Annotated in this window: 15 protein-coding genes and 1 tRNA gene; 5 read left to right on the forward strand and 11 right to left on the reverse strand. The window is 68.8% G+C overall.

Annotated elements, in window-relative coordinates:
• The first annotated feature begins 44 nt into the window (after positions 1-44).
• Complete coding sequence (locus tag ACPXY0_RS14525; protein WP_423925737.1) at positions 45-2,480, forward strand: glutamine--tRNA ligase/YqeY domain fusion protein; 2,436 nt, start codon at positions 45-47, stop codon at positions 2,478-2,480.
• Positions 2,477-4,624, forward strand: a complete 2,148-nt coding sequence (locus ACPXY0_RS14530) for a TonB-dependent receptor plug domain-containing protein (RefSeq protein ID WP_423925739.1) — start codon at positions 2,477-2,479, stop codon at positions 4,622-4,624. The genes ACPXY0_RS14525 and ACPXY0_RS14530 overlap by 4 nt, the downstream gene beginning before the upstream one ends.
• A 15-nt stretch (positions 4,625-4,639) precedes the next feature.
• Here the strand turns inward: ACPXY0_RS14530 and ACPXY0_RS14535 are convergent, their stop codons facing one another.
• Positions 4,640-6,370, reverse strand: coding sequence for a proline--tRNA ligase (locus ACPXY0_RS14535; RefSeq protein ID WP_423930701.1), 1,731 nt, complete (start codon positions 6,368-6,370; stop codon positions 4,640-4,642).
• Positions 6,371-6,571: 201 nt separating this feature from the next.
• On the opposite strand from ACPXY0_RS14535, the gene ACPXY0_RS14540 reads away from it, so the two are divergent.
• Positions 6,572-8,026 (forward strand): M28 family metallopeptidase, encoded by a 1,455-nt coding sequence (locus tag ACPXY0_RS14540; RefSeq protein ID WP_423925741.1) that lies wholly within the window; start codon positions 6,572-6,574, stop codon positions 8,024-8,026.
• 19 nt (positions 8,027-8,045) lie between these two features.
• Here the strand turns inward: ACPXY0_RS14540 and ACPXY0_RS14545 are convergent, their stop codons facing one another.
• From ACPXY0_RS14545 to ACPXY0_RS14590, 10 genes are all read right to left on the reverse strand, one after another.
• Positions 8,046-8,717 (reverse strand): M50 family metallopeptidase, encoded by a 672-nt coding sequence (locus ACPXY0_RS14545; RefSeq protein ID WP_423925743.1) that lies wholly within the window; start codon positions 8,715-8,717, stop codon positions 8,046-8,048.
• Positions 8,718-8,787: 70 nt separating this feature from the next.
• A complete protein-coding gene (locus tag ACPXY0_RS14550) occupies positions 8,788-9,840 on the reverse strand; it encodes a DUF402 domain-containing protein (protein ID WP_423925745.1) in 1,053 nt (350 codons plus the stop codon).
• Positions 9,841-9,846: 6 nt separating this feature from the next.
• Entirely contained in the window at positions 9,847-11,988 is a 2,142-nt protein-coding gene (locus ACPXY0_RS14555; RefSeq protein ID WP_423925747.1) for a 3-hydroxyacyl-CoA dehydrogenase NAD-binding domain-containing protein, read from the reverse strand.
• A gap of 152 nt (positions 11,989-12,140) precedes the next feature.
• Positions 12,141-12,902 (reverse strand): hypothetical protein, encoded by a 762-nt coding sequence (locus ACPXY0_RS14560; RefSeq protein ID WP_423925749.1) that lies wholly within the window; start codon positions 12,900-12,902, stop codon positions 12,141-12,143.
• A gap of 102 nt (positions 12,903-13,004) precedes the next feature.
• The gene (locus tag ACPXY0_RS14565) at positions 13,005-13,949 is read right to left on the reverse strand and encodes a M23 family metallopeptidase (RefSeq protein ID WP_423925751.1); all 945 of its coding nucleotides are present in this window, start codon (positions 13,947-13,949) and stop codon (positions 13,005-13,007) included.
• Positions 13,950-14,206: 257 nt separating this feature from the next.
• Complete coding sequence (gene metG / locus ACPXY0_RS14570; RefSeq protein ID WP_423925753.1) at positions 14,207-15,727, reverse strand: methionine--tRNA ligase; 1,521 nt, start codon at positions 15,725-15,727, stop codon at positions 14,207-14,209.
• A 2-nt stretch (positions 15,728-15,729) separates the two neighbouring features.
• A complete protein-coding gene (locus ACPXY0_RS14575) occupies positions 15,730-16,725 on the reverse strand; it encodes a PSP1 domain-containing protein (RefSeq protein ID WP_423925755.1) in 996 nt (331 codons plus the stop codon).
• Between the two features lie 10 nt (positions 16,726-16,735).
• Complete coding sequence (locus tag ACPXY0_RS14580; protein WP_423925757.1) at positions 16,736-17,683, reverse strand: acetyl-CoA carboxylase carboxyltransferase subunit alpha; 948 nt, start codon at positions 17,681-17,683, stop codon at positions 16,736-16,738.
• Positions 17,684-17,740: 57 nt separating this feature from the next.
• On the reverse strand, positions 17,741-21,271 hold the full coding sequence (gene dnaE, locus ACPXY0_RS14585; protein ID WP_423925759.1) for a DNA polymerase III subunit alpha: 3,531 nt from the start codon (positions 21,269-21,271) through the stop codon (positions 17,741-17,743).
• A gap of 22 nt (positions 21,272-21,293) precedes the next feature.
• Positions 21,294-22,322 (reverse strand): DUF4837 family protein, encoded by a 1,029-nt coding sequence (locus tag ACPXY0_RS14590; RefSeq protein ID WP_423925761.1) that lies wholly within the window; start codon positions 22,320-22,322, stop codon positions 21,294-21,296.
• A gap of 118 nt (positions 22,323-22,440) precedes the next feature.
• On the opposite strand from ACPXY0_RS14590, the gene ACPXY0_RS14595 reads away from it, so the two are divergent.
• Both ACPXY0_RS14595 and ACPXY0_RS14600 read left to right on the forward strand, forming a co-directional pair.
• A complete protein-coding gene (locus ACPXY0_RS14595) occupies positions 22,441-24,015 on the forward strand; it encodes an alkaline phosphatase D family protein (RefSeq protein WP_423925763.1) in 1,575 nt (524 codons plus the stop codon).
• A 92-nt stretch (positions 24,016-24,107) separates the two neighbouring features.
• Positions 24,108-24,182, forward strand: a tRNA-Ile gene (locus tag ACPXY0_RS14600).
• Positions 24,183-24,249 lie beyond the last annotated feature (67 nt).

The following is a 24,249-nucleotide window of genomic DNA, read 5'->3' on the forward strand; positions in this document are numbered from 1 at the left end:
ACCGCGCCGGTTCCCGTTCGGCCGCCGTCGCGTAGTTTCCCCGCATGTCGGAACGAGAGCGGCTGGACTTCATTCGACAGATCGTTGCCCGCGATGTCCAAAGCGGCCGGCACGGAGGGCGCGTCCTCACGCGTTTCCCGCCCGAGCCGAACGGGTTCCTCCATGTGGGCCACGCGTCCGCCATCTGCCTCGATTTCGGGGTCGCAGCGGAGTACGGCGGCCGGACGACGCTTCGCATGGACGACACGAACCCTACGACCGAGGACCCGGCCTACGTCGAGGCGATCGCGCGCGACATCCGCTGGCTGGGGTTCGAGTGGGAGGGCGAGATCCGCTACGCCTCGGATTACTTCGAGGCGCTCTACCGGATGGCGCTCCGGATGATCGAGGACGGCTTCGCCTACGTGGACAGCCTCTCGGAGGAGGAGATCCGCGCCCATCGGGGTTCGGTGCTCGAGCCGAGCCGGCCCAGTCCCCACCGGGACCGTTCGACGGAGGAGAATCTGGACCTGTTCCGGTGCATGCGCGCGGGCGAGTTCGCCGACGGCGAGCACGTCCTCCGGGCCCGGATCGACCTCGCCGCCCCGAACATGAAGCTGCGCGATCCGCTCATGTACCGGATCCGGCACGCGCACCACTACCGGACGGGCGATGCGTGGCCGATCTATCCCTTCTACGACTGGGCGCACGGCCAATCGGACGCGATCGAGGGGATCACGCACTCTTTCTGCACGCTCGAATTTCAGGACAATCGCGCCCTGTACGACTGGTTCATCGAGCATACGCGGCCCGCCGCCGCCGGGTTCGAGCGCATCCCGGAGGCCGAGGGCGGCGGTGGGGAGGAACTGGGCTCGTGGGATCCGCGTCCCCGCCAGTACGAGTTCGCGCGCCGTAACCTCGACTACACCGTCGTCAGCAAGCGGAAGCTCCTACTCCTCGTGGAGGAAGGACACGTATCGGGCTGGGATGACCCGCGCATGCCCACGCTCGCCGGTTTCCGCCGGCGTGGAATCCCCCCGGACGCGGTTCGTGCCTTCTGCAGGCAGATCGGGATCGGAAAGGCCGAGAACCGGGTCGAGATCGCGACGCTTGAATGGGCGGTTCGCGATGCGCTCAACGCGCGCGCGCCGCGCGTGATGGCCGTGCTGCGTCCGCTCGAGATCGTGATCGACAACTATCCGGACGTCGGGGTCGAGTGGCTGAAGGCGCCGTATTTCCCGTCCGGGGCCGAGGCGCGCCCCGAAGGCTGGCCGGAGACACGCGAGGTTCCGTTCACGAGAGTCCTCTACATCGATCGCGGCGACTTCGCCGAGGTACCGGAACCCGGGTTCAGGCGGCTCGCCCCGGGACGGGAAGTCCGCCTGCGGCACGGCTACTTCATCACCTGCCGAAGTGTGGACAAGGACGAGGCCGGTCGCGTGGTCCGGCTGCACTGCACCTACGATCCGGAGACGAGAAGCGGCAGGGCCCCTGACGGACGCCGGCCGGCGGCGACGATCCACTGGGTTTCGGCGCCCCGCTCGTTGCCGATCGAGGTTCGCCTGTACGACCGGTTGTTCCGGACCCCGGACCCAACCGCTCGCGCGGACAAGATGCGGGAGCAACTGAACCCGGACTCGCTTCAGGTACTCTCGGAAGCGCGGGCCGAGCCCAGCCTGGCGGCGGACCCGCGCGCGACGACGTATCAGTTCGAGCGGCTCGGCTACTTCATCCGGGACCGCGCGACGCGGGCCGTGGCGACCGTCGTGGGCGCGGACGGCGCGGTTCGTCCCGGCGCACCGCTCGTGTTCAACCGAACGGTCACGCTGCGCGATGGGTGGGCCAGGCGGGCGGTGGCGGACGCCGGCGGCGCGGACGCGTCCCCGACGACCGACGCCACGTCCGGGCCGGCGACGCCGGGCGTCGACACGGGCCGCGAAGCCCGTGACGCCGTTCGGGGGGCCGACCCGGCGCTTCAGGCCGCCTTCCACCGTCTTCGGGAGCAACTGGGATTGCCCGACGACCTCGCCGATCTGATCAGCGGTTCCGGGGCATCCGTCCGCTATTATGATCGGGCCCTTCGCGACGGGACCGACCCGGTCGCCGTAGCGAACTGGCTCGTGCACGAGGTCCGGGGAGCCGGCGCCAGCGGCGGCGATGCAGGCGCACTCGATCCGGAGGCGCTGGCTGCGCTCGTCGGGCTGGTGCAGAATGAGGAGATCTCCCGCTCCGTGGCGAAGTCCCTCCTCGCGCGACTCGTCGAGAGCGGAGGCGACCCGCGCGAGATCGTCGAACGGGAAGGGCTCGGCCGCATCGGTGACGTGGGGCGGATTCGCCACATCGTCGATCGGGTCCTGGCGTCGCACCCGGCCGAGGTGGAGCGTTATGCGGCCGGCCAGATGGGACTGATCGGATTTTTCGTCGGCCAGGTGATGCGCGCGACGGACGGGCGCGCGGACCCGACCATGGTCAAGAGACTCCTCGAGGAGAGCCTGAAATGACGCTACGAGACCCGCGGTCCGGATGGCGGAAGGCACCCCGAGCGGCGCTGTTCCTGCTCGGCTTGTCGACACCTTGGCTCGCTCTCCCACTCGCGGCGCAGGAACCGGCGCCGGCCGACAGCGTGGTCTCGCTGGGCGAGCTGATCGTCTCGGCGCTCAGGTCGCCGACTTCAGTGGGCGAGGTGCCCGTCAACGTGACGACGGTGACGCGCGAGGAACTTCGTCTCTCGGCGGCCCAGACGCTGCAGGACGTCCTCCAGGAAGTCCCCGGCCTGAACTTCCGATTCCCGTTCCAGGCCGGAGTCGCGCACCCTTCCTGGCAGGCCGTGACGCTGCGTGGACTGGGGGGAACCGCCGCCAGCCGGACGCTCGTGCTCGTCGATGGTGTACCCCTGAACGACCCCTACTTCGGCTGGGTACGCTGGAGCCAGGTCCCGGTGGAGGTGATCGAACGGATCGAGATCGTCCGCGGCGGGGCCACCGTCAGCTGGGGGAGCCAGAGCCTGGCGGGCGTCGTCCACGTAATCACCCGCTCGGGCGGCGGTGCCGGGTTCTCCGCCGGCGCGCAGGGAGGGAGCCAGTCCACCTTCCGCGGTGATGCGATGGCGTCCTTCGGGGACGACCGCATCGGCGGATACGTGGCCGGCGAGTTCTTCGACAGTGGCGGCTACATCCTCACGGAACCCGGCCTGCGAGGTCCGGTGGACATCCCGTCCGCGTCGAGCCACGGCGCGCTGCGCGCGAAGGTCGAACTCCAGGCCGGGGACCGGCTCCGCATCCACGCCCAGGGGAACTACTTCGATCAGGACAAGGACAACGCGACGCCGCTCCGGAACAACACCACGGAAGCGGGATTCGGACAGATCGGGGCCACGCTCACGGGGAGCGACGGGTCCGCGCTCACCCTGAATGCGTTCATCCAGTCCCAGTCCTACGTGAACTCGTTCTCGAGCGTCGACGGAACGCGCGGCAGCGAGCAACCCTCGATCAGCCAGGACGTCCCATCTTCGGGGATCGGGGCGAACCTCGTGTGGCAGAAGCCCGGACTCGGCAGGCACGCCCTGACGCTGGGGGCCGATCTCCTCAGCGCGACCGGCGACGCGACCGAGCAGTTCCTCTTCGATGACGGCGCCTTCGCGAGACAGCGGGAAACCGGGGGCGATCAGACGCTGTACGGTTTCTTCGTCCAGGACCGGATCCGGGTCGGCGACCGCTGGCAGCTGTACGGCGGGCTCCGCCTCGACGTGTGGCGGAACTCCGCGGGCTCCCGGCACATATTCGGGATCGCGGACGGAAACGTCCTCACCGACGACACGTTCGAGGATCGTAGCGGCACCCAACTGAGCCACAACCTCGGTTTCCTGCACGACGCTTCGGACGCCGTCGCGTTGCGTGGCAGCTTCTACAGCGGCCTCCGAGTCCCCACCCTCAACGAGCTGTACAAGCCGTTCCGGGCGGCGGGCAACGTCGTCAATGAATCCAACGAGGCGCTGGACCCGGAGCGGGTCCTCGGTGCCGAACTGGGCCTCGATCTGCAGCCCGATCCGTCCGTGTTGATTCGCCTCACGGGCTTCTGGGCCCGCGTGAGCGACGCGATCACCGACGTGACCATTCAGGAGGCCGAGACCTCCGGGGTCATCCAGCCGTGCGGGTTCGTCCCCGCCGGAGGGGTATGCCGCCGCCGCGACAACGTGGGCACGCTGCGGAGCCTGGGACTGGAGACCGAAGTCGAGGTACGCCCGGCCCCGGCCTGGCTGCTGGCGGTGAACCACCAGTTCAATCCAACGGAGGTCACCGACGCGCCGGGGAGACCGGATCTGATCGGCAACGAAGTGCAGGGAAGCCCCACGCACCGCGCCATGCTGCGGGTCGGCCATATCGATCCGACGACGCTCGAAGTGGTCGTGACGGGCCGATACCTGGGCGCCCGGTTCGACAACGACCTCAACACGGGTGAGATCGACGCGTCGTTCCTCCTCGATCTCCGCGTTCGGCGTCAGCTCACGAGCCGGCTGAGTGCGTTCGCGAGTGTGCAGAACATCTTCGACACGATCGCGGAGATGTCGCACGACGCGAACGACTTCGTGCGCGTGGGGGCCCCGCGCACCTTCGTCGGCGGTATGCGGGTGCGGTTCGGCGGCTGAGCGTCCGGCCGCGCCTCAGCCGTCGAGCGTGAGGCGCGCCTGGAGGGCGTCGATCTCGCTCCGCAGCTCCGCGACGAGGTCTTCCAGCGGGACGATCCGGCTCTCCCTGACGCCCCGGTGGCCGAGTTCCGCCCCGCCCGCCGCCACCGAACGCTCGCCGATGACGAGGCGGAGGGGGAAGCCGCGCAGATCGGCGTCGTTGAACTTCACGCCCGCGCGGAGGTCCCGCCGGTCGTCGTAGAGGACCTCGATCCCGGCCGCGCACAGTTCGTCGAACACCCGGTCCGCGACCGACCAGGTTTCCTCCTCACGCGCCAGCCCCACCAGCGAGACGTGATAGGGGGCGACGGAGATCGGGAGCCGGAGCCCGTACTCGTCGTGGTACTCCTCGGCGACGCAGGCGAGCAGGCGGCCGAGGCCGATCCCGTACGAGCCCATCCAGATCGGGCGCTCGACCCCTTCCTCGTCCGTGAACGTGGCCTCGAGTGCCTCCGAGTAACGGGTGCCGAGCTGGAAGATGTTCCCCACTTCCACGCCGCGAGCCATGCGCAGGCCCTCGCCGCAGCCGCCGCACGGGGCACCCTCGAAGGCGGCGGCGACCGGGCCGACGAGTGTGGGCTCGTAGTCGCGGCCACAGCAGACGTTGTGCAGGTGGTGGTCCGCCTCGTTCGCCCCCATCACGAGGTTGGGAGACGCGGCCACCCAGCGGTCGACGACGAAAATCGCCGCTCCGGGGTCGATGCCCACGGGCGAGGCAAAACCCGGCACCATACCGGTTTCCGCGATCTCTTCCTCGCGCGCCGGACGCAGTTCAAGCGCTCCCGTCAGGTTCTGGACCTGTGTCGAGTTTGCCTCGAGGTCCCCGCGCACGATGGCCGCGATCAGCTTCTCCTCGCGGACGCCGGCCTCCCCTCCGAAGCTGCCGACGTAGAACACCATCTTGGCGGTCGCGCGCGCGGAAATCCCGAGCAGCGCGGTGAGGTCGGCGATCGTGGCGGTCTCCGGGGTGTGTACGCGCTCCAGCCGCGACATCTCCCCGTCCGCGGGCTCGAGCGTGAACTCGGCTACTTCCCGGTTCGCCGCATATCCGCAGGCATCGCACAGCGCGAGGCTGTCCTCGCCGATGGGCGTGACGTACATGAACTCGTGGGCGATCTTGCCGCCCATCATCCCGGTATCACTCTTCACGGCCGTCAGCGGCAGGCCGCAGCGGTGCCCGATGCGCTCGTAGGCCTCGTAGTGCCGGTCGTACTGCGCCTCGAGTCCCTCCCGATCCCGATCCAGCGAGTAGGAGTCCTTCATGGTGAACTCCCGTACACGGATCAGCCCGCCGCGCGAGCGGAGTTCGTCCCGGAACTTGGTCTGCATGTGATAGACCATGGCGGGGAGCTGGCGGTAGGACTGGATCTCGGAGGCCGTGTGAAAGGCCACCACTTCCTCGTGCGTCATCGCCAGCAGCATGTCGCGCTCGCGCCGGTCCACGAAGCGAGCCATGGTCGCGTCGATGTCGTACCAGCGACCCGTCGCCTGCCACAGCTCCGCCGGATGCACGACCGGCATCGACAGTTCCTGCCCGTCGATCCGATCCATCTCCTCGCGCAGGATCTGCTCGATCTTGCGGAGGCATCTCCAGGCGAGGGGAAGGTATGAGAAGATGCCGGCGGCCAGCTGGCGCACGTAACCGGCCCTCAGGAGGAGTCTGTGAGATTCGATCTCGGCTTCCCCCGGGGCCTGCCGGAGGGTCATGCCGAAGAGATTGGAGACTCGCTGTCCAACGCGCTCGGTTCGATTCACGGGTCGATCGTTCAGGGGTGACGCGGGGCCGCCGGATGGGCGGAGAGACACGCGACGCTAACGGAACCGCTGTTCACGGGCCAGTTTCGCCATAAGATACCCGCCCCGTTCTCGTGCGAACGAAGCCACGACCTCAGCCCCGAGGAGCTTCCCGTGTCTCGAGTATCCGCAGCGACCGCCGCGAGGGGACCGGCGACCCTCGCCCTCGTAACCCTGCTGGCGGCGCCCGCCGCAGCCCGGTCTCTCGGCGCCCAGGAAGCGAAGGGTCCGCCCTCGGAACTGGCGGCGCTCCACGACATCGTCGCCTCGGTCTCGACCGAGCGGGTGGAGGCGGACCTCCGGAGGCTGGCGGGCTTCGGCACCCGGCACACGCTGTCCGACACGTTATCCGACGCCCGGGGCATCGGGGCGGCCCGCCGCTGGATCAAGGCGCAGTTCGACGAGATCTCCGCCGCCTGCGGCGGCTGTCTCGAAGTCTCGTATCAGACCTCGTACGTGGGCGGGACCGAGCGCATCCCCGATACGACCGCGGTGGTCAACGTGCTCGCGATCCAGCGGGGGACGACCGACCCCGGGCGGTATGTCGTCATGTCGGGCGACATCGACTCGCGGGCCTCGAACGCGCTGGACGGGACATCGGATGCGCCCGGGGCCAACGACAACGCGTCGGGCATGGCGGGGGTGCTGGAGGCGGCGCGCGTCCTCTCGCGGTATCCGTTCAACGGGTCGATCATCTACGCCGGGCTGTCGGGCGAGGAGCAGGGCCTGTTCGGCGGCCGGCACATGGCGCAGGTGGCGCTCGACGAGGGGTGGCGCCTTCAGGCGATCCTCAACAACGACATGATCGGCAACATCGACGGCCAGAACGGGGTGTCCGACAACACGATCGCCCGTGTCTTCGCCGAGGGGACCCGCGCCGACGAGACCGCGCAGGTGGCCGCGCGGCGGCGCGTCACCGGCGGCGAGGTGGATTCCCCGTCCCGCAATCTGGCCCGCTTCATCGACCGGCTCGTCGACGGCTACGTCCCGAATCTGGACATGATGATGGTGTACCGGCTGGACCGCTTCGGCCGGGGCGGGCACCACCGACCGTTCAACGACGTCGGCTTCCCCGCCGTGCGCATCATGGAGGCCAACGAGGACTACCGGCGGCAGCACCAGAACATCCGGGTGGAGGAGGGGGTCGAGTACGGCGACGTGATCGACGAAGTCGAGTTCGACTTCGCGGCGAAGCTGACGGCGGTGAACGCGATCTCCCTCGCGGCCATGGCGTGGGCTCCGGCGCCTCCGCGCAACGTCGTCCTCGAGGGCGCGGTCCGGCCGTCCACGACCCTCGGGTGGGACCCCGTGCCGGCCGAGCGCGCTCCGAACCTGGCCGGATACCGGGTCTACTGGCGTCCCACCGACGCTCCGCAGTGGGCGTGGAGCGTCTTCGTGGGCGACGTGACCACCCACACGCTCGAGAACATCGTCATCGACAACTACCTGTTCGGCGTGGCCAGCGTATCGGAGGACGGGTACGAGAGTCCCGTCGTCTTTCCGTGGCCGATCGGCGCCTATGAGCCGCTGCAGTGGCTGGGTCGCGACCCGGGGCCGGAGGACCGCTGAACCCTCCCGGCGCCGGGAACTACGCGCGCCGCCAGGCCCAACGGAAGAGGAAGAAGCAGAACAGGAGGGCGACCGCGATCCACACGCCGCCCCAGACCATCGTCGGCACCCCCGTGAGTTCGGCGAGCATGCGCGCGTCCGAGCGCAGCTCCGGGCGGTCCAGGATGTCGCTCTTGATGTCGAGCACCGCGTACAGGCAACTGACGAGACCGAGCGTGGTCAGTACCCACCGACTGACTCTCCAGCCGCCGCGCCACGCGACGACGAGGAGCGCGGCGGCGAACGCCAGTCCGAACGCCGCCGCGAACGGCTCGCGCACGAAGATCAGCGTGACGCTCGCCACGGTCACCGCGATCGCCGCGGCGAGCCAGGCGCTGAAGGCCGGAAAGCGCTCCGCGCCCCAGATCATGAGTCCGCCCCAGAGGAGGCTCCCCAGGTAGCCCGCGGACAGCGCCACGAACGCGTTGCCCCCGGGGCACCGGCACGATCCGCCCTCGAGCGGCGTGATCTCGATGGCGAGAATCTCGCCTCCGGTCGCCAGCGTCGCCAGCCCGTGACTGATCTCGTGGAGCAGGACGACGAACAGCTTGACCGGGTACACGAGCGGCGTGTTCCAGAGGAACCAGACCGCGGCGAACAGCACGCCGGAGGCGGCCAGGAAGCGGAGTCGTCGTTTCGATCGGTCGTCCATGGATCTCCCGTACGGCCCGCGGCCGCCGCGTGTGTCGGTCGCCACGGAGCCCGGCGGTTCGCTGGAGCAGCTAGAGCAGGAAGACGAGCGCGAGCAGCGTCATCCCCACCCCCGCCAGGGCGAAGACCGGCACCTCCCGGTCGAACCAGCAGCGGCTGACGGCAAAGATAAGCGAGAAGAGCCCCAGGGTCCCGTACACGGGAAGCAATACCTCCGACCATTCCGCCCGCGAATTGAGGCCGAGTACCGCGAGTCCCGAGGCCAGGGTGGCGACGAAGAGCGAGCGCTCGTCCAGCAGCGGCTGCTGCGGCCAGCGTGTGGCGGGCAGCCGGCCCGAGAGCGCGAACGGCGCCAGCAGTAGGGCCTCGCACAAAATCGTCACTTTCCAGATCTGCTGCGCCGGCCCCACGACCAGGAACGCGTCGCTGAAGGCCGCGAAACCCATCGATGTCGCGGACGCGGCCCCCATGACATAGAGGCCGTAGGCGATGATGCGCCCCGAGATGCGCGCGGCGTGAAAGGTCCCCGGGGCATCCCGCCGCAGTCGCAGCGCCGGGACCATTTCCACCGGCCAACATCGGACGCCCGCGGGGAGCCACCGGGAGCGTCGCGTCGCCGCGAGCAACCGCCCTCCGAGCGCGCGTACTTCTCCGGCCTCGCGCGCGGAGAGCTCCCCGCGCTCGACCGCCGCGCGCAGTTCCTCCTCATCGAGCAACACACCCCGGCCGTCCGCGGGCACCCACACGTCGAGATAGAGATCCTCGATGACCCAGGGCGGCGATTCCATCCGCGGGGGCCGTATGAGGTTGATGTAATAGCCCTGGAACGTCCCTCGCGCGTGGTGGAAGGCGCCGATCTCGAACGGCTTCCCGGGCCACAGATACCACATGAGCAGTGAACCCGGGCGGAGGGTCGTGGAATCGTCGATCCTCACGGGCGGGCACCCGGCGTCGAGAAGTTGAAGCGTGATTTTCAGCTCGGGGCCGTCTGCCAGCAGTTCCTGACGGAACCGTTTTATGTCGGCGCCTCGGTGGACCCCCACATCCACGAAGGGCGCCGTGTCGGGGATCCGCCGGGCAGCCCGCAGCGCCCGCCGGCGTACGCCGAAGAGGTCGAAGCCCACTCGGGGCTAAGCGGCGGTGAGCGAACCGCCCGCGTCCGCAACCCTGTCCAGCGCCGGCGCCGGAGAGAACCGCTCGCCACGGAGGTCGCGCAACTCCCGCAGGCGGTCGCGGACCGAGCGGACGCCCAGTGCTTCGGCCCAGGCCAGCGGACCGCCCCGGTACGGCGGGAAACCCGTACCCAGGACCATCGCGAGATCCACATCTCCCGCGCGGGCGACGACGCCCTCCGAGAGCGCGTACATGGCCTCGTTCACGAGGATCAGCAAACAGCGGTCGACGATCTCCGCCGTCTTCACGCCGCGGCGCCTGGAGGCGAACGCGCGGGAAACCTCCCGGTCGACCCTTTCCTCCCGACCGGAGTACGTGTAGAAGCCGCGGCCGTTCTTCTTCCCCAGCCGGCCCAGATGCGTGAGCGTATCCAGCGCCGGCGACGGTCTCATGCGGTCTCCGAACGCGCGAGTCATCTCCTTCGCGACGTGCCCCGCGATATCGAACCCGATCTCGTCCAGCAGTCGGCATGGACCCATCGGCATCCCGAACTCCTTCAGCGCCCGGTCGATTCCGGCCACGTCGGCTCCGTCGGCGAGGAGGTACCCGGCCTCGTTCAGGTAGGCCGCCAGCAGCCGGTTGACGAGAAAGCCGGGGCGGTCGGCCACGAGCACAGCGGTCTTGCCGAGTCTCTCCGCCAGCCCGAACGCGGTGGCGAGCGCCGCCTCCGAGGAGGACTCGGTGCGGATGATCTCCACGAGCGGCATGCGATGGACCGGATTGAAGAAGTGCAGGCCCACGACGTTCTCCGGCCGGGCGGCTGCACGAGCCAGCTCGGTCACCGACAACGAGGAGGTGTTCGTTGCGAAGACGGCTCGCGGCGGGAGCACCTTCTCTACTTCCCGCAGGACCTGCTGCTTCACGGGCAGTCGTTCGACGACCGCCTCGACGACCACATCGACCTCGTCGAACTTCTCGTACGTGAGCGTCCCGTGGACGAGGGCGAACTTCAGACCGACTTCCGCGGGAGCGATGATGCCGCGCTTCCCCGCCTTCCGCAGCAGATCGCTCGCGTGCCGAAGGCCCACGTCGAGCGCGTCCTGCTCGATATCCTTGAGGATGACGGAGATGTCGTTCGCGGCCGCGAGTTCCGCGATCCCTCCGCCCATGACGCCCGCGCCGAGTACGGCGACCCTTTCGATCGCCCCCGCCTGCGCGGCGATCTCGGGGGCCAGGGCCTTCCGGGCCGCCCGACCCAGTCTGAAGAGCCGCACGAGATTCCGGCCCACGTGGGTCGTCGCCACCTGTCCGAGAGCCTTCGCCTCGATCGCGAGCGCCTCGTCGATCCGCAGGTCCATGGTCTCCCGGATCACATCGATCGCCGCCAGCGGGGCTGGATATCGCCCCTCCGTGGCGGCCAGAACCCGCTTTCGGGCACCACGGAACAGGAAGCGCCGCCCCAGCCCCGTGCCTTCCAGCAGTCGATCCCGCGTGGACAGACCGGGTTGCAGCCGCTCGACCTGGCCGAGCACCGCGTCCAGCGCCACCGTGGCGATGGCGGCACGGAATCCCTCCCGCGGGACGACCTGATCCACGAGGCCGTACCGGTGCGCGGTCGTGGCGGACAGGCTCCTCCCGGTGATGATCATGGAGAGGGCGCGTTGAATACCGATGAGCCGCGGAAGCCGGACCGACCCTCCGAAACCGGGAATCAACCCGAGTCGAACTTCCGGCAGTCCGATCCGGGTGCTCGGCGAGTCCGAGGCGACGCGCCAATCGCAGGCCAGCGCGAGCTCCGTGCCTCCGCCGAGACACACTCCGTCGATCGCCGCGATCTTCGGCACCCCGAGCCGTTCCAGCCGCCGGAATATCCGCTGACCCTCGGCGCTCTTCGCGCGGCCGTCCTCCGCATCCTCGATCGCCGCGATCTCGTCCACGTCGGCGCCGGCGATGAAGGTGCCGGGTTTTCCGCTCCACAGGACCACGGCAATCGGATAGCCGGTCGCGATGCGCGACTCGAGTTCCGCCAGACGTCGGTTGAGGGAGCGCATGAGGCCGGAGTCGAGCAGATTCACCCGTGAGTCGGGTGTGTCGAAGATCAGCCAGGCGATCTTGTTCGAGTCGATCTCAAGCCTGAGCGGGACAGGCGTCTCGACCATGCGTAACCCGGCGATCTAGCGGGCGGGGCTGCGAGCGCACGAGACGCGCGGCGCCCGATCACGACGGGACCGGCGGGTCGTGACGAACCCCGCCGGCCACTCACAGCGGGGCAGCGCGAGCTTCCCCGCCAAGTCTTTGGCCATGTCTCCGGCTAGCAGCGCTGACGGACGCCCTGGCGGAGTTCGGCGTTCCCGGACTGCAGACGCAGCGTGTCGGGCGAAGCCCCTTCCACCACGACGTTCCAGTAGAGTTCGCCCGCGGCGGTGTTCAGGCGGGCGTGGACCCACCACGGCCCCCCGGACGCCGCGGCGGAGGCCACGCCATTCGCGTCCGTCGTATCCGCCATCACCTCGCGGCCGAGTGCCGCGAGGAGGTCGGCCTCCACGTCGCCGTACTCGGCGAAGGCCACTTCTTCCCAGGAGTCGATGACGATGCAGACGGAATCGATCCGTTGCTGGTTGGCCTGCTGCATCTCGTCGAAGTTGTCGAACGCCGCCTGGCGCTGGCGGTCCAGCGCCCGCTCCTCATCTTCCAGGTCCCCGAACTGGTCGAACAGTTCCAGGTATTCCCGACTGCGATCATCGAGGTCCTCGAGGCGCTCCGTGATCGTCCGCATTTCATCGCGGACGTTGTTCCAGTTCATCTCCGCCTGGCTCCACATGTCCCGCAGTTCGCGCTCCGCCGTCGACGCCTCCTCGAGATCCGCCGGGATCGGGGGCTCGGGCGTCGCGGCCTGCGAGGAGATGACCGCGAACATGGAGTCGCGATCAAACGGGAGGAACTGGACTTCGAGATCATCGACCGGCGCGGCATCGGCGCCTTCCGCCAACACCTGCACGGTGATTCTGCCGCCACATGCGGTCAGCAGAGGGAGCGTCGCCAGCAGAGGGATCGCGAAACGCAACTTCGACATTCGATCAGGCTCCCGGTTCGAGTCTTCCAGAATGGTGACGACCGCGGTTCCCCACCCGCGAACAGATGGGGACCGCAGGAAGACGAATGTAAGGAGCTTCCGCTAGCGGCGGTAGCTGTCGTCGAGGAAAAAGCGGACGGGATTCAGGGCACGGTCGTGGCGCCGCACCTCGTAGTGAAGATTCGGCCCGGTGGCCTCACCGGTGTCGCTCACCTCACCGATCACGTCCCCGCGGCGGACCTCGGCGCCCACCCGAACACCGACACGCCCCAGGTGCGCGTAGCGACTCTGATATCCGTCGCCGTGATCGATCTCCACCAGGCGCCCGTAGCCGCTCCGCGAGCCGGCGAAGGTGACCCGGCCGGCCCCCGTCGCCACGACGAGGCTGCCGAAATCGGCCGAGATGTCGACGGCGGTGTGCGGCCGGCGAACGCCGAGCCGGGGGTGCAGGCGGTTGTGGCTGAACCCCGAGGAAATCCAGGAGTCATCCGCGATCACCGGCCAGATGGCCGGGATGCGCTGATATCGCTCGCGCATCGCTCCGACCGAGTCCGCCGCCTCGGCCAGACTGGCTCCGAGAAGGTCGGCTCTCCGCAGCAGCTGCTCGAGGTCGACCGCGACATCCCCCGCGGCGCGCGCGAGGGCGGGCGCGACCTCGAAGAACTCATCTTCCGCCGGGGCGCCTCCTCCGGGCCCTCCCACGCCCACCAAGTAGACGTCCGGATCGAGCAGCGGAAGGCCGGCCAGGAGCCGAAACCTCTGCTCTCGGGCGGAGAGATCGTCGAGCGCCTGGCCCAACTGGTCGCTCCGGCGCTCCATGGCCTTGAGGCTGCCGATGAGTTGCTGGTTCTCGGCCCGATAGCGAGCGAGGTTCTCGACGGCATCCCTTCGTCCCAGCACACTGATGAAGAGGGCCGAGGCGAGGAATACGAGCGTCGCCCCACCCCACAGGATGGCCTTGGCCGTGCGCTTCCTGAACCTGAAGGTCCGGGTGCGCCTGCTGCCCGAGGGCAGTATCTGAATCGTCCAGTAAGACGGTTTCTTCAATCTTCCAGCCACAAGTCAAGTGAACGGCGACCCGGCGCCTCGGTCCCACGGGGGCTCTGAGTCCTGGTCGGGTCGCCGGGATTCGCTGCGAAACGTAACTTCGGTTATACAGCCGCAGTACAGATCGTTAAAGCTACTCGCGGGCAACGCCAAATGTCAAACTCGTTACTCCGTGTTACCGCGGATGTGCAAAGGGGTTCCGCCGCACCCGCTGCAGCCCGTGGCGAAACCCCGCGTCAGGGCTTTGCCACGGGCTGCTAGGGACGGGGGAACAGCACCGCCCCGGGCCGAACCGACTCCAGAAGCCCCACCGCGTGGTCGAGGTCCGCGAATGGAGGTGGCGGCCCGGCTCCCCCCAGGGCATGCCAGAGTTCCGCGGCCTTGCGTGGGGTGAACGGGGCCAGCATCGAGGCGATGGCGCCCAGCGCCGCCATGAGTTGCGCCAATACGCCGTCGAGCACATCCGGGCTCGCCCCGGCCCGCTCGGCCTTGGCCAGCGCCCACGGCTTCGTCTCGTCCACGAACCCGTTCGCCGCGCGCACGACGTCGAACGCGGCCCCCAGACCCCGGTGCAGCATATAGCCGTCCATCGCGTTGTGATACTCCGAGAGGGCGAGCGACGCCTTCTCCGCGAGTTCTCCCCCCCGCGGCGGAGGTACGCCGCCTTTCCGGTACCGGGAGACCATTGAAACGACGCGGTTGAGGAGGTTCCCGAGGTCGTTCGCAAGGTCCGTCGTGTAGCGCCGGTCGAACTGTTCGACGAAGGCTTCGGCGGACGGGAAGTCGCGGTCGCCGTCCCAGGGCACCTCCCGCATCAGGAAGTAGCGCAGCGCGTCCGGACCGTGACGTCCGATGAGTTCGATGAGACCGAGTTCGGTTCCCGCCGACTTGGAGAGCTTGGCCCCGCCGATCTTCACGAAGCCGTGACCCCAGACGCATCTCGCCGGTTCGACGCCCGCCGCCATCAGCATGGCGGGCCAGTAGACGCAGTGAAAGCGGGTGATGTCCTTGCCGATGATGTGGAGGTCCGCGGGCCAGGATTTCTCGAACGCCTCGCCGTCCGGATAGCCGATCGCAGTGATGTAGTTCGAGAGCGCGTCCAACCATACGTAGACCGTATGGTCCTCGTCCCCCGGGAAGGGGACGCCCCAGCGGATCCGGGAGCGGGAGGCGGAGATATCGTCGAGGCCGGCCTCGAGCAGCCGCGTGATCTCGTTACGCCGCGTCCGGGGGCGCACCCAGCCGGGGTCGTCCCGCAGGCGGACGAGCAGCGCGTCCCGGTAGGCGGAGAGCCGGAAGAACCAGTTGTCCTCTTCCGTCCATTCCACTTCGCGACCGGGGTGGAGCGGACACCCGCCGTCCTCGAGTTCTTCTTCCTTCTTGAACGCCTCGCACCCGGCGCAGTAGTAGCCCTCGTACTTCGCGCGCCGGAAATCCCCGTTCGCCGCGATACGCTTCATGAGCGTCGTGAGCCCGCGGTGGTGGCGCGGCTCCGACGTACGGATGAAGTCATCGTTCGAGAGTCCAAGGCGATCCCAGACCTCGAGAAAGGACTCCGCGATGCGGTCGACCCACGCCTGCGGGCTCGATCCGTTCTTCTCCGCCTCCTGCTGAACCTTCTGGCCGTGCTCGTCCATCCCGATGAGGAAGTGCACGTCGTCCCCGCGGGCGCGGCGATACCGGGCTATGACGTCGGCGCCGACCTTCTCGATCGCGTGCCCCAGATGCGGGTCGCCGTTCGAGTAGTCGATGGCTGTGGTGAGGTAGAACCGGGGCAAGGTCAGCGGTCCAGTTCGGCGCGGCGGGTGGCCCGCCTCTCCTCCCGGAGCTGGTCGAGAGGAATGGTGCGCACCTCTCCGTCGCCACCCTGAAGCGAGATGGTCTCACGGAAGATGTCCCAGGATTTCACACTCTCCCGCCCCTTCGCCGTACGGATCGTCCTGCCGACGGGCGGGAAACGCTTCTTCGCCTGCGCGTACACCGCGTGTTCGTAGCGCAGACAGTTCATGAGACGCCCGCAGGCGCCCGAAATCTGGCTCGGATTGAGCGAGAGCCCCTGGTCCTTGGCGAGCTGGAGCGTCACCGGCTCGATCGAGGTGAGCCACGACCGACAGCACAGTTCGCGGCGACACCGGCCGAGTCCGCCGAGGCGGCGCGCCTCATCGCGAACCCCGATCTGCCGGAGTTCGATCCTGGTTCGGAAGGAGCGCGCCATGTCCCGCACGAGCGCGCGAAAGTCGACCCTCTTCTCGGCCGTGAAGTACACGGTGAGCTTGTTGCGGTCCCACTGCCACTCCGCCTCGCTCACCTTCATGCGGAGCCGGTTCTTCACCACGAGTTCCCGCGTGCGCCTCCGCACCTCGAGTTCCTGGTCGCGAAGCTGCAGGAGCCGCAGCACATCGGCGGGCGCCGCGCGGCGAATGACCTGGCGGGAGGGCGGCGGCACGTGCCGGACCCCCACATGATCGCAGCCGCCCTCGCATGCGAGGGCCTCGGAGGCCGCGGCCCGCTTCACCCGACCGATGTCCTGCCCGCGATCGGCCTCCACGACGACGTATTCCCGCTCCGCCAGCGGTCGAACCCCGGTGAAGGAGAAAAAGTCCGAGCGCAGGCCCTTGAACTGCACTTCCAGGATCTGGCTCGGCGCTCCCGCCGGAGGACCCGGCGCGGGGACGGACCCCGGCGCGGGGCGCGGCGCGGAGGCGGGGGCGGCCGGCGGTCGCGCGGAGTGCGGGGGACGGGGCCGCGCGGGGCGCGGTCGTCTGTCCTCCCTCATGTCTCCCCCCTCAACTCTCTTCCCACACGCCCATGGCGTAGTACTTCTCCCGCCGCGTCTCGACGAGTTCGCGCGCGTCCAGCTTCGAGAGTTCCCGCAGGTGGCGCCGGATCGCGGCGCCCATCGCTTCCACGGCGGCGGCCGGGTCGGTGTGCGCCCCGCCTCGGGGCTCCGGGATGACCTGATCCACGACATCCAGATCCTGAAGATCGCTGGCCGTGAGCCTGAGGGCTTCCGCCGCCTGGTCGGCGTGGTCCCGGCTCCGCCACAGGATCGCGGCGCACCCCTCGGGCGAGATCACCGAGTAGATCGCGTTCTTCATCATCAGCACCCGGTCCGCCACGCCGATCCCCAGCGCGCCGCCCGAGCCGCCCTCGCCGATCACACAGCTCACGATGGGGACGCGGAGGCTGGCCATCACGGCCAGGTTCCTCGCGATCGCTTCCGCCTGGCCCCGCTCCTCGGCGCCGATGCCGGGATACGCGCCCTGCGTGTCGATGAAGGTGACGAGGGGGCGGCCGAACTTCTCCGCCAGTTCCATGAGGCGCTTCGCCTTCCGATACCCCTCGGGGTGCGGAGAACCGAAGTTGCGCCGCAGGTTCTCCTTCATCCCCCGGCCCTTCTGATGGCCGATCACCATCACCGAGCCACCGCCGAGCTTGAGCCAGCCCCCGACGATGGCGGGGTCGTCGCGGAAGGCGCGGTCGCCTCTCAGCTCGAAGAAATCGGTTCCGATCCCGTCGATGTAGTCGAGGGAGAAGGGCCGGTCCTGGTTGCGGGCGAGCTTGACGCGATCGAAGCGGGAGAGCCGGGCCATCGCCTCATCGTGCGCGGCGGCGAGCTGGGCCTCCAGCGGCTTCAGCTCGGCGCTGACGTCGATGCCGCGCTCCCTGGCCTTGTTCCGAAGCTCCTCGACGTGGCCGCGGAGTTCGGCCAGCCCTTCCTGTTCTGTCGACATACGCGATGGTCCTTCGTCCGGGGCCGTTCGCGGGGGACGCGGACAAGGTGGCCCCGATCAGCGACTCCGGACCAGCTTCACCCCGCTGCCCAGCAGCGCCCGGAGTCCCTCGACCAGAGCCGGGGTCGGCGAGACACGCAGCGTTCTGGACGCGAATCTGGGCGTGCTCGCCTCCTCGCGCACCTCGGCCGGCCCGCCATTGACCGGACCCGCCCCGCTCTCGTCACGCTGGGCGACCGCCCTCCACTCCAGGTACAGGGGGCCGCGTCCCCGAGAGGCCTCCAGCAGTTCCCGGGCCCTGTCGAACGCACCCGGCTCGGGCGGCTCATCCTCGCGGAGTTCGATCAGGATCCCCACCTGTCCCTCGTCCCGCACGTCCGCCAGGGGTCGCACGGAATCGAGGAAGATGGGCGGATCCTCGTCATCTCGCGAGTTGCCCGACACCGTGCCCATGATCAGGACGGGCCGGTCATCGGTCAGGAGGTCGCGATTCTGTTGCCAGATGTCCCCGAAGGCGAGGGTCGTCGCCGTGCCGTGGAAATCCTCGATCGTGAGGCGCGCCCATTCGCGTCCGTCCTTGCGCGCGGTGCGAACCGACGCCTCCGTGATCACGCACGGGATCTCGACGGTGCGGTCGCGGTGCTCGGGCAGACTCGTCGTCCTGGCCTCGACGGCGTAGAGTTCGACGAGATCCCGGTAGCGTTCCAGCGGGTGTCCGGAAATGTAGAACCCGAGGCGCTCCTTCTCCTCCCGAAGCCGGTCGCGCTCGCTCCACGCAGGCACCGCCGGAAGCTCTACGGACGGGCGCGCGGCGTCGGCGTCTTCGCCGAAGAGACTGGTCTGGCCGCTCTCGGCCTCCTGCCGCCGGAGTTGCGCCTCGTTCATCATGACGTCCAGCCCCTCGACAAGCGCCGCCCGGTCGCCGAGGTCGTCCACCGCGCCCGCTCCGATCAGGGCCTGGATCACGCGCGAGTTGTTGAGGCGGAGGTCGATCCGCTCGAGAAAGTCCAGGAAGTTCTCGAACGGGGCCGCCTCGCGCGCGGCCCGGATCGACCGGATCGCGGACTGCCCTACCCCCTTGATCGCCCCCAGCCCGAAGCGAATCGCCGACTTCCCGGAGTCGTCCGGGTCGTCGACCACGGTGAAGCGATAGCCGGACTCCTTCACCGATGGGGGAAGCACACGGATACCGAGCAGTCGGGACGCGCCGATGTAGGAGACGACCGCGTCCGTGCTTCCGATCTCCGACGAGAGCAGGCCGGCCATGTACTCGGCCGGGTAATGCGCCTTCAGCCATGCGGTCCGGTAGGAGAGGAGCGCGTATGCGACGCTGTGCGCCTTGTTGAAGCCGTAGCGGCCGAAGGTCCGGATGAGTTCGGCGATCTCGCGGGCCTTCGCCTTGGTCACGCCCCGCTCGACCGCGCGCGCGACGAACTCGCCCAGCACGCGGTCCGTGAGTTCCGCGTCCTTCTTTCCCACCGCCTTCCTGAGGACATCGGCTTCGGCGAGCGTGAAGCCGGCCAGCAGGTTGGCGGCGCGCATCACCTGCTCCTGATAGGTGATGACCCCGTACGTCGGCTCGAGGATTTCCGCGAGGTCCGGGTGAGGGTATTCGACGGGCTTGAATCCGCGTTTCCGGGCGATGTAGACGTCCGTCATCCCCGAATCGAGCGGACCGGGACGGATGAGTGCGTTGACCGCGACGAGGTCGTCGAACCGGTCGCAGCGCATGGCGCGCAGCTTGTCCGTCGCGAGGCTGGACTCGAACTGGAACACGCCGCTCGTACGGCCGGCGGCGAGCATCCCGTACACCGCGGGGTCCTCGAGCCCGATCTCCTCCCAGTCGACCCGGATGCCGTGCCGCTCCTCGACGCTCCGCGCCGCGTCGGCGATCACGGTCAGCGTGCGCAGGCCCAGGAAGTCCATCTTGAGCATGCCCGCCTTCTCGAGCGCGTTCATGTCGAACTGCGTGATCACCGTGTCCGCGCTGGTGCGGGTGTCCGAGTAGACCGGCACGTAGTCGTCGAGCGGCCCGGGCGCGATCACGACGCCGGCCGCGTGCACCGAACTGTGACGCGACAGTCCCTCCATCCGCTCGGCGTAGTCGAGCAGCTTCGTGACCTGCGGATCCTCCCGGTCGAGTTCGGCGAGTTCCCCCACCTTCTTCCTCGCCTGCGCCACGGTGAGAGAGAAGCCCGGACTCGACGGCACGAGCTTCGCGAGCCGGTCCGTGTCGGAGGGTGAGAAGCCGAGCACGCGGCCCACGTCCCGGATCACCGCCCGCGCCTTCATCGTCCCGAAGGTGATGATCTGGCCTACGGAGGCCTGGCCGTACTTCTGGCGCACGTAGTCGATGACCTCGCCGCGCCGCTCGTAGCAGAAGTCGATGTCGATGTCCGGCATCGAGATGCGCTCGGGATTGAGGAACCGCTCGAACAGGAGGTCGAATTCGAGCGGATCCACGTCGGTGATCCCGAGCGTGTAGCAGATGATCGAGCCCGCCGCGGACCCTCGGCCGGGTCCGACCGGAATCCCCCGCTCGCGCGCCGCGACGATGAAGTCCCAGACGATGAGCAGGTATCCCGCGTACCCCGTGTTCTCGATCACCTCCAGTTCGTACCCGAGACGCTCGCGGACCGGATCGGGGAGCGGGTCGCCGTACTTCGCCTTCGCCCCCCGCGTCGCTTCGTGACGCAGCATCTCCATCGGATCGGAGAAGCGTTCGGGGAGGGGGAAGGTCGGCAACTGGTACTGCTTCTCGACCTTCACCTCGCAGCGTTCCGCGATGCGGACCGTCTCGGCGAGCAGGCCCGGCAGGTCGGGGAACAGTTCGGCCATCTCCTCGGCCGTCTTGAAGTAGCTCTCCTCTCCGTGGAAGCGCAGCCGGTCGGGATCGTCCTTGTCCTTCCCCGTCCCGATGCAGAGGAGGGTGTCGTGGACGTCCGCGTCCTCGCGCCGCATGTAGTGCGCGTCGTTCGTCAGCACGAGGGGGAGCCCGAGTTCCTCGGAGAGCTGGATGATGCCCCGGTTCACCTGGTCCTGCTTCGGGATCCCGTGGTCCTGCAGTTCGAGCCAATACCGGTCCCTGAACACGCGGGCGTGCCACTCCGCGGTGCGTTTCGCGTCGTCGTAGCGCTCGTGCTGGAGGTAGCGGGCGACCTCGCCGGCGAGACACGCGGACAGACAGATGAGGCCCTCGGCGTACTCCTCGAGGACGGCGTGATCGATCCGCGGCCGCCGGTAGAAGCCCTCCGTGTAGCCGATCGAGGAGAGCTTGATGAGGTTCGAGTAACCGGTCCGGTTCGCGGCGAGCAGGACGAGGTGCGCGTAGTTGGCCGGGGCGCCCGGCTCCATCTTGCGGGCGCGCCGGTCCCCGTACGCGACGTAGGCTTCGCAGCCGATGATCGGCGTGATGCCCTTCGCGCGGGCCTTCTCCTGGAACTCCCAGGCGCCGAACAGGTTGCCGTGGTCGGTGAGGGCGAGCGCGGGCATGCCGAGCGCGACCGCCCGGTCGACCAGATCGTCGATCCGGTTCGCGCCGTCGAGCAGCGAGTACTCGCTGTGCGTGTGAAGATGAACGAACTGCATTATGCGGTCTGCGGCGTCCCGGCTATCCGCCGGTCACGCAGCGGAACGACCCGAGGATTTGCTGCAGCTGCAGCATGTACTCGTATTTGGGCCGGTTCGGCGAGTAGAGCCAGGCATCGACGAAGTACGTGCGCGCCGGGCAGTCGACCAGCCAGACGATGAACGGTCCGGCCGCGGGGAAGTCGCCGGCTTCATCCTGCCAGATACCGGTCACTTCCAGAGCCGGGTGGCCCTCCCACAGGAAGCCGACCACGCTCGAACTCGTGTCGTCGATCCGCTGCGGGACGTTGTAGTGCGTGCCATCGAACTCGGCGCGCCACTCGAGCGCCAGTTCCTTCGTCAGCGAATCGACGCCGGGGCGCCACGCGACGAGGATCGAACGGATGAGCTCGCTGGGGTCGGGGTTGTCGTTGCGGAGGATGACGAGGCTGTCGCCTCCGCCCAGGTCCCGCGCAACCCAGTCGTACACCTGTGGCACCTCGATGGAAAACCCGAAACGTCTCCCGAGATCTGCGGCGAGCGCGGTATCCGGGGGCGTCGCGAACATCCTGCGCAGCACGTATTGGCGGTAGCTCGTGTCCACCGCGTTGAGCACAGAGGGCAGCGCCGCGATCCAGGACTCGGCCTCGCGCCCGCCGCGGAGCAGTACCGCGGTCACGGTCTGGCCCAGCGCCCACACGTCCCGCGCCTGGAAGACCCGGCCCGGTTCCAGCGCCGCGAGATCCTGGTCCGCGGCGGACGCCGCCTCCATGAGGAGCGGGTCGTCCTCCGTCCCGAACACCAGCACGTTGCGGAAGAGGATCAGATCGATCGCGCTCGGGTGCCCGGGATCGACCGAACTGACCTCGTACTGCCTCTCGTCACGGGTCGTGAAGATCGTCGGTTCGAGGACCGCCCGCGTCTCCTCCTCCACCTGTTGCCAGAGCGACTCGGAGCCGAGGATGATGAGGCTGTTCGCCTCCCCGAAGGCCGTCTGCTTGTTGCAGCCGGAGAGGCCGAGGAGGGTGGCGCAGAGGAGCGCCGCGCGGGCGCCGAAGGGATGAATTCGCATGTGGCGGAAGCTAGACCGCGGTGCGGGGGCCGGCAAACGGAGTCGGCGCGCCTTGACACCCGGTGCTCGGGCCGCCTAAGCAGTTCGTGCAATGGCTGAACGAACGTTCGATTCCGGGATGAACACGCGGCGCGACTTTGTCGCCGCCTGGTCGCGGGCGGCGGCCCTTTGCGCGCTGGCGCCGCTTCCCTTCGGGCAGTTCGGCCCGGGTGCCCGCGCGGCCGGTGACCGCATCGTCACGCGTTCCGGCCGCTCCGCTTCGGCGGACCGCTTTCCGTTCGGGCTCGGCGTCGCGTCGGGCGAACCCGCGGCCGATGGGGTCGTACTCTGGACGCGCCTGCTCGACCTCCCCGGCGATCCCGGCGACGCACTTCCTGTACGCTGGGAGATCGCGGCGGACGATGCCTTCCGGAGCATCGTGCGGCGGGGCGAGTCGGCGGCGCTGGCGGAACTCGGCCACTCCGTTCACGTGGAGGTCGAGGGGCTGGAGCCCGAACGCGACTATTGGTACCGCTTCCACGCGGCCGGTGCGACGAGCCCCGTCGGCCGCACGCACACGGCCCCCACCCCCGGGACCCTGCCGGACCGCTTCGATTTCGTCTTCGTGTCGTGCCAGCATTACGAGCGCGGCTGGTACACCGGCTTCCGCCACATGGCGGCCGAGTCACCGTCGCTTGTCGTGCACCTCGGCGACTACATCTACGAGAGCGGACCGGGCATCAGGAACGACCTCGTGCGCCGCCACGACGCGGAGGAACCGCGCACGCTCGAGGGCTATCGGGCACGCTACGCCCTCTACAAGCGGGATCCCGATCTCCAGGCCGCGCACGCGGCCGCCCCCTGGGTCTTCACCCCCGACGACCACGAGGTGGACAACGACTGGGCCGGCGAGCACAACACGGAGCAGATGAACCGGGAAGCGTTCCTCGCGCGTCGGTCGGCCGCCTTCCAGGCCATGTACGAGCACCTCCCCCTGCGCCGCACTTCCCTGCCCGTCGGCCCCGACGCGCAGCTCTACCGCCGCCTCGACTTCGGCTCGCTGATGCGGCTTCACGTTCTGGACACCCGGCAATACCGCACGCTCCAGCCCTGCGGGGGCCGGCGGCGGGCGCCATGCGACGAGCAGCACGCGGAGGGCGCCACCATCCTCGGAAGCCAACAGGCCGACTGGCTGCTCGACGGACTCGACCGATCACCCGCCCGCTACAACGTCCTCGCCAACCAGGTCTTCATGGCCCGACTGCTGGAAGGCGAGGAGGAACTCACGCTCCCCATGGACAAGTGGGACGGCTACCCCGCCGACCGCGACCGCCTCATGACCTTCCTGCACCAGCGCCGCCCCGCGAACCCCGTCGTCCTGACCGGCGACCTCCACACGAACTGGGTCAACGACCTCAAACTCGACTTCGAGCGCCCCGATTCCCCGACGGTCGGAACCGAATTCGCCGGCACCTCCATCAGCTCAAGCGGAGACGGCGTCAACACGGGCCCCCAGGGCGAGAACGCCCTCGGCCACAACCCCCACATCAAGTTCTTCAACGCCCAACGCGGCTACGTCCGCTGCAGCCTGTCCCCCGCCCGCCTCCGCGCCGACTTCCGCGTCATGCCCTACGTCACCCGCCCCGACGCCCCCATCGCCACGCGCGCCAGCTACGTCGTCGAGAACGGAATCCCCGGCGCCCAGGAAACTTGAACCCACCGCGCGGTGTCATTAGGATGGACCCTGTCCGGCGCCCGACCCTCCGCCTCGAACGGAACGGTCGCGCGCCGGTCTTCTTCTCCCCGGGGCCCGTAGCTCAGCCTGGTTAGAGCGCACGCCTGATAAGCGTGAGGTCGGTGGTTCAACTCCACCCGGGCCCACTGTTTCTGCCACGGAATCCGAGCCTCGCCCCTGCTCCGATCTCGAGCGACCTCACGGACGGAACAG

Source organism: Candidatus Palauibacter sp., assembly GCF_965237495.1.
Classification (GTDB): Bacteria; Gemmatimonadota; Gemmatimonadetes; order Palauibacterales; family Palauibacteraceae; genus Palauibacter.